Origin of the sequence: Sulfuricurvum sp. RIFOXYD12_FULL_44_77 (assembly GCF_001830725.1) — a bacterium.
Lineage (GTDB): Bacteria > Campylobacterota > Campylobacteria > Campylobacterales > Sulfurimonadaceae > Sulfuricurvum > Sulfuricurvum kujiense_A.
Window position 1 is genome coordinate 11,393 of the sequence record NZ_MIBU01000051.1, and the last position, 6,161, is coordinate 17,553.

Consider the following 6,161-nt stretch of genomic DNA (forward strand, 5'->3'; position numbering starts at 1 on the left):
CCATAGCAAACCCCTGATTGAAATATAGTGTGATTATAGAGAAAATTCTCTTACGAAATTGTTACAGGTAACGAAGTTAATTTAATCTCTGGGCTGCTTCACGGTAAACGGCCATTTCATCACGCGCGGCTATCGCTATGATTTCAACGATAATAACCTCTTCGAGGATACGGTACACAATACGAACCCGTTTATGATCGACGTACATTTTTCGACAACCAGTTAGATCCATTCCCGATTTATTACCGAGGAGATCACCAAGCTGTGGCGATTGCGCCAGTTTGTGCAGTTGTTTGAATACTAGCACTCGGACACGGTGATCGAGTGCTTTGAGGTCATTTTCGACTTCAGGAAAAAATTCAATCGCGTACATCAGCTTTATTAATCCCAAAGCGATTCATCATATCATCAAGAGCGATACGCACCCCTGTCTCTTTAGCTGTACGTTCGGTAACTGTTTTGTAAATTTCGATATGTTCAGCTAAATCGGCGATATCTTTTAGACGTTCGTATTCCTCTATCGGCAAAACGACGAGTTCAAGTTTGTTGTTTTTAGCGATGGCAATTCTATCTTTCGCGCCATCAACGAGACTTTTAAATACGGAAGAAAAATTGCGGGCTACTTCGGTAGCGGGGATAATCTCATCACGAGCGTAGGCAATCATAAAAGACTCCTTTTTAAATACATACTATTTTGTGTATTATACTACAAACATTTAAAAAAAATATTACTCGAAAACGAAGATTGAATACATGACCCGTATTTTTATTATCTTGCCTATTTAATTATTCTATATGGAATGACGGGAGAGGTAAAAACGTTACAGATTAAATGCTCGATAAAGGGTAACACCCCAGATAACAGCCAGCATACTCAGAGAGAGGAATACCAATGCCGCACCGGCATCTTTTGCCCTCTTTGCTAGTTCATGATGTTCAAACGTGACCAAGTCAACCGCTCGCTCAATCGCGCTGTTAATGACCTCGGCAACGAGAGGGATAAACAGTGAGACGGCAAGTATTGCTTTAGAGACAAAATCAATCGGTAAAGAGCAAGCGACAATGATACCTGCAACAAATAAAACGATTTGAAGACGAAACGATTTTTCATTTTTTGTTATTTCTACAAGGCCGTTCAACGCATACGTAGTATTTTTAAAAAGTGTATAACGCGGTTTATTAAGCGCCATTGTCTTCTCCAGCAAGTACCGTACTCCATCCCTCATACAGTCCGTGTTCTTGGATTGCCGATTCATACAACGATGTCGTTGTCTCTTCAACCAAATCGGGGGTGATAGCTTCTGTTTTGAGAAGGACTACCCCATAGGCGTAATCGCTCTCATCATCGGTAGCGTAGTCTTTGACCGTGTAGCCGTGTGAAGCAAGTTGCGCAACTGCACGTTCCATAGAGCTTTTGGTTTGGAAAAAAAGATAGTGTTCAACTTCTCTAGGTAGTGAGAGATCATCTCCGGCTTCGACGAGAGCGGTAATGGTGTGACGGTTTTGAATACTCAAAAGTCCATAGGCGTCAGGATAGAGATTGTCGCTGTACATCTCCCATTTGCTGTCCTTGGACGAACCGCGTTCATAGACGTATCCCCCATGGCGGCTCATTACCTCAGAGCTGATGTTTTCGAACCGTTTGGATTGCGGTGCATAGAAATAAAATTCAGCCCACCCCTCTTTCATCACTCTTCCTGCAAAAAGGGCATCCAGTGAAGTATTAAGGGTAGCAATTAAATCATTGCTAAACGCTTCTAAGGCGTCTGTAACGCTGTCGGCTTTGACGAAAAGCCACAGGAGCCAAGGACGTTCCTCTTGAGGGGCTTCTTCGATGAGATCGAGTTCTATATCACAGCGATACGGTACATTTTCATCATCGAGGAGTTCGTAAAATTCTATCATTGACTAAAAACCTTATTTTTTTGTCATTATATGGTCTTTATTCTTGGTTTTCTCCCAAATAGCTCTTATGAAGTTTCACTTTGCTTGCTAACTCTTGGACACTTTTCGCTTCTATTAGGGGATGAGACTCTTTTGTTTGAAGCGTTTGAACGAATAACTGCATCTGTGCGGTTGCTTCAGCCGCAACCTCTTCCAAGCTTTGACGAATAGCGCGGTATTCGTGACGCTCATACGATTCGAGGGTAACAATCAACTCACTGAGTTTCCCTTTAGCCAGAACAAACTCTTTATGGAGTGTTTCAGCCGAGGAAAAAAGGCGAGAGAGGGGTACCAACGAGTCGGAAAGCTCTTTGGAGTGAGAGGTCATTTCACGCATCTGTTTAGAGGAGAGAACCATTTGCTGCATAATCAGTTCACTTTGTTCGCGTGAGCCGCGCAGTAAGGAGTCGTTTTCCAGTAACGAGGTGACAATCGATTCGCTTTTTGCCCCCAGCGTTTGAAGATGATGGGAGAAATCATGGACGATACGATCGAGCTCTTTTTGCAATACGGTGATGGTATGATCCGGATTTTGGTGATGAGAGAGTTGAATGACGAGATTATGTAACTCTTGGATCTGGGTACGGAGTTCTTTTTGATCCTCACTGCTCTCTCTGACGATAGTTTTGAGGTGATTGAAGTGATCTTGTTCCGCAACACGGAGTAGATCGATGTGGCGGTGAACCACGTTATCTAAACTTGGAAGTTCTGAGAGGGTAAACTCTTCAAATTTCCCCATAGCACTTTGCTGTTGTGCCAAAAGAGATTCGATTTTAGAGATAAAGTGTTTTTGGTTCGTCTGGATAACACCCAGTGCATCAAACTCCTCTTTAAAAACATGCCGTATTTGGTCATGGGTAGAACCTTCCATTTGGGTGATAAGCTCGAGGCGATCTTTCAAGATGGTTACTGAAGCGGATAAGGAGGTTATTTCATCCGTGATTTCAGTAAGACGCAAACGATCGGTATGGGTATTTATGACCGATACCGTCTGATTCATTATGCTCATTATGCTAGAGAGGAGAATTCCTACACTTAAAGACAAAAGGGACTCTTTGATGAGACTCATATCGATGGCAGGGCTGAGGATGAAGTGTAACAGTGCTCCTATGAAGCCCAAGGCAAACACGACGGGGGTATAATTGATTTTACTAGGGTCTTTATAGACAGCGGTATGTCGTAAAAACAATAGCGACATAGCGATAATAATGAGCAATAAATCGACGCTAATCATACTGTACCTTTTTTTGTAGTGATAATATCAAATAAGGATTGCGGCGATGAGGCAAAATAATCCCCATCTCCCTTCGAACTAAAACCCCATCCTGCAAATACACTAGTAATTCCGGCTTTTTGAGCGGCTTCCATATCTTTTGAGTTGTCACCGATCATTAAAGCATAATCCGTACCGAAATTATAATGGTAGTGATCGAGGTGACGGTGGAGCATTTGCGGATGAGGTTTAGGCAGATCAACATCATCCGCCCCGATAATAAGTTGAAAAAAAGAGTCCAATTCCAAATGTTTTAGCATCCGTTTAGCAAAAATACTCGGTGCATTGGTGGCAACTCCCATAATGACATTCTTGTCATAAAGTGCACTCAAAAGTTCACGAATCCCTTGATAGGGGGTGACATTTTGAATACACTGATCAAAATAATGGGTTTCAAACAGTTCCTTCGCCCGTGCTTCATAGTGGGATTGCCCGTAAAAAATCTCCGATAAATTACGTTCGGGCGCATTAATCGCATCAATAACAGCTTGAACACTCAGGGGATCAAGATTGTAGTAGGAAGCGCGGACATGGTTGATAGAGAGGGTAATGTCCAATCCCGAATCGATCAGGGTACCGTCCATATCAAAAAGTGCAATATGTCGCATTTATTTCATTTTTTCATAGAGTTCTTTAAGGGTTTGAACAAAGAGCGGATGCTCATTCGGGCAACGGCAAACACGATACGCTTCATAGCCGATTTTCTGGGCTACTTCCGCATATTCCATAGAGAGTTCAAAATCGGTTTCAGAATTATCGATGGTAAATGCGATCGGAACGATGATAACCCGCTTGTTTTGGAGTTCGCATAAAGCTGTTTCCAATGAAGGTTCAAGCCATTTCATCGGCCCTACTTTCGATTGATAAGCTAAATGGATAGCGTTAAAATTGAACCCTTTCTCTTGCATCAACGTTTTAAGTAGTTCAACATGGGCTTTTACATGCCGTTGATACGGATCACCTTGGTCGACAATTTTTTGAGGGAGTCCATGTGCTGAGAAGATAAGATCGAATGATTCGGCATGATCGTCATTCAAAGCCTCTTTAATCCGGTCTAACAAGCATAGATTGTAGGTTTTATGGGCAAAGAAATGTTTAATCTCAACCGTAATGACATCCCAGCCGATTTTCTGGGCAGCTGTTTCGAAATCATCCAGTGACGATTGAGTCGTGGTAGAAGAGTATTGCGGATAGAGAGGGATAAGGTATACTTTATCTATCCCCTGCTCTTTTAGCCGTTGCGTGACTTCGTTTGCCATAGGCGGGGTGTAGCGCATAACAAAATCAACAATAATATTCTCTCCGACAACCTCTTGAAGCGATTGAACGACTTTTTTTGTATGTTCGACAATAGGAGACTTTCCTCCGATTTGCCGATAGATATCTTGAGATTTTTCAGCGCGTGTTAATGTAATCATCCCGGCAATAAACCGACGTAAGAGAGAGCTTTTTGTACGTATAATATAGGGATCGTTGAACATGTTGTGCAAAAACATCTCAACTTCACCTAAATTGTTGGGGCCGCCCATATTGAGTAATACAATTGCTTCTCTCATAATGCTGATTATCCGTTCGTTTTTGAAGAAAGTGTACCATAACGCTCCGTTAAATTAGCGGATTATAAAAAAAACTAAAGCTTTTTAATCTATAATGACTACAACGCAGAAAAATGAGGAGGGTTAATGCTGATAAGGCGCACAGTGTTATCACTGATTTTACTGACAACTTCGGCTCTTGCTGATTTACAACGGCGGGAACCTTCCCTCTTTTTAGAATACGAACGAGAATTAAAAAAAACAAACGATTCTCTTAATGACGATGACCTATCGTTTACAAAAAAACTCCCTAAAATCTTAGTTGTTAAACCGATTCAAGCACCCGAACCGGCCGTTAAATCGGTTGCTGCACTAGAGACGACGGTCCTTAAAAATACCAAAGTCGATACCGATTTAATCGGAGAAGAGACAAAACCTTTTTTAGTGGTTACTAAGCCTGCTCCCATCATTTCCGCGCAACTTTGTCCGGATGATGTCAAGGTGGCGGAAGTTCCTAAAAACGTACCGCAAAAAATTATCAAAAATTTTAAAACTGTTAAAGAAAAAGTCCTTTCACGTGCGAAAGATTTTCTCGGAACTCCTTATGGTTTTGGAGATAAAGAGGGAGGGCGTACCGATTGCTCAGGTTTTACGCAGCAAGTGTACCGACCGTTTGGCGTCTCTCTTCCGCGTAGTGCATCGGAGCAGGCACTATTAGGTGAAAATGTCAGCTTGGATGATTTGCAAGTGGGCGATTTGCTCTTTTATCGCACCTACAAATCAGATCCATCCCACGTGGCCATTTATGCAGGTGATGGAAAAATAATTCACGCTTCCTTTGCCGCTAAAAAAGTTCAATATGATTCAATCCAAAAAGCGTATTACCGAGATCGCTTTATGTACGCTAGACGATTGGCGTTTAGCGATCCGGATCACGACGAGTAACGATGTCTACCCTCTATACAACACTAGACAAACACTGGCTTTGGAAAGAGGTATACACAAAGCTTGATATCTCATCGCCGGCATATCAGTATTGGAACGATACCCGACATATTAAACTTAACCGTTATGTATTTCTGGAAAAATACACCCTCCCCCCCAAATATTCCCATATTGAAGAAGATCTTACCGATCTCTCTGGATATCTTCCGACCCAATATGCCGCGACACAGCTGGGGATAGACAGTCATATTTTTGGATACAAAAAAATGAGGCTGTACAATCAGTTTGAATATAAATTTGTGAATGACATCAAATTTGTCAATCTCAAGCGGTTTTTTCTCGAGAACGGGATCAAAATCGGCAAAAAAAGCTATGTCCATCTCGCACGCCTCGATGAGTTGATTATTACAGCCGATTCGCGTTTTTATCGGATAGATGACAATTATGGAGTTGTTGTTTACGAT

The 6,161-nt window shown here is 42.0% G+C and carries 9 protein-coding genes; 2 read left to right on the forward strand and 7 right to left on the reverse strand.

The genetic code is table 11. The features are described from left to right. Positions 1 to 76 precede the first annotated feature (76 nt). The 7 genes from A2517_RS02455 to hemH form a co-directional block, all read right to left on the reverse strand. Complete coding sequence (locus A2517_RS02455) at positions 77 to 373, reverse strand: type II toxin-antitoxin system RelE/ParE family toxin (RefSeq protein WP_294893781.1); 297 nt, start codon at positions 371 to 373, stop codon at positions 77 to 79. Next, positions 360 to 665, reverse strand: a complete 306-nt coding sequence (locus A2517_RS02460; RefSeq protein WP_294893782.1) for a type II toxin-antitoxin system Phd/YefM family antitoxin — start codon at positions 663 to 665, stop codon at positions 360 to 362. The genes A2517_RS02455 and A2517_RS02460 overlap by 14 nt, the downstream gene beginning before the upstream one ends. 156 nt (positions 666 to 821) lie before the next feature. Further along, positions 822 to 1,190: a diacylglycerol kinase gene (locus tag A2517_RS02465; RefSeq protein WP_294893783.1), complete on the reverse strand. Its 369-nt coding sequence runs from the start codon at positions 1,188 to 1,190 to the stop codon at positions 822 to 824. Further along, positions 1,180 to 1,905 carry a DUF695 domain-containing protein gene (locus tag A2517_RS02470; RefSeq protein WP_294893784.1) on the reverse strand — a complete coding sequence of 242 codons (726 nt, stop codon included), beginning with the start codon at positions 1,903 to 1,905 and terminating at the stop codon, positions 1,180 to 1,182. Before A2517_RS02470 ends, A2517_RS02465 begins: the two co-directional genes overlap by 11 nt. Positions 1,906 to 1,942: 37 nt before the next feature. Continuing rightward, positions 1,943 to 3,178: a hypothetical protein gene (locus tag A2517_RS02475; RefSeq protein ID WP_294893785.1), complete on the reverse strand. Its 1,236-nt coding sequence runs from the start codon at positions 3,176 to 3,178 to the stop codon at positions 1,943 to 1,945. Continuing rightward, positions 3,175 to 3,825, reverse strand: a complete 651-nt coding sequence (locus tag A2517_RS02480) for an HAD family hydrolase (RefSeq protein WP_294893786.1) — start codon at positions 3,823 to 3,825, stop codon at positions 3,175 to 3,177. Before A2517_RS02480 ends, A2517_RS02475 begins: the two co-directional genes overlap by 4 nt. Further along, positions 3,826 to 4,773, reverse strand: coding sequence for a ferrochelatase (gene hemH, locus A2517_RS02485; RefSeq protein WP_294893787.1), 948 nt, complete (start codon positions 4,771 to 4,773; stop codon positions 3,826 to 3,828). A 144-nt stretch (positions 4,774 to 4,917) separates the two neighbouring features. Between hemH and A2517_RS02490 the strand changes: the two genes are divergently transcribed. Further along, the gene (locus A2517_RS02490) at positions 4,918 to 5,697 is read left to right on the forward strand and encodes an NlpC/P60 family protein (protein WP_294893788.1); all 780 of its coding nucleotides are present in this window, start codon (positions 4,918 to 4,920) and stop codon (positions 5,695 to 5,697) included. Positions 5,698 to 5,699: 2 nt separating this feature from the next. Then, the coding region (locus A2517_RS02495) for a hypothetical protein (protein ID WP_294893789.1) at positions 5,700 to 6,161 on the forward strand (462 nt) is incomplete at its 3' end.

Bases quoted from the DNA above. Each gene is read 5' to 3' on its own strand.
- A2517_RS02455 (WP_294893781.1), bottom strand. From the start codon at position 373: ATGTACGCGATTGAATTTTTTCCTGAAGTCGAAAATGACCTCAAAGCA.
- A2517_RS02460 (WP_294893782.1), bottom strand. From the start codon at position 665: ATGATTGCCTACGCTCGTGATGAGATTATCCCCGCTACCGAAGTAGCC.
- A2517_RS02465 (WP_294893783.1), bottom strand. From the start codon at position 1,190: ATGGCGCTTAATAAACCGCGTTATACACTTTTTAAAAATACTACGTAT.
- A2517_RS02470 (WP_294893784.1), bottom strand. From the start codon at position 1,905: ATGATAGAATTTTACGAACTCCTCGATGATGAAAATGTACCGTATCGC.
- A2517_RS02475 (WP_294893785.1), bottom strand. From the start codon at position 3,178: ATGATTAGCGTCGATTTATTGCTCATTATTATCGCTATGTCGCTATTG.
- A2517_RS02480 (WP_294893786.1), bottom strand. From the start codon at position 3,825: ATGCGACATATTGCACTTTTTGATATGGACGGTACCCTGATCGATTCG.
- hemH (WP_294893787.1), bottom strand. From the start codon at position 4,773: ATGAGAGAAGCAATTGTATTACTCAATATGGGCGGCCCCAACAATTTA.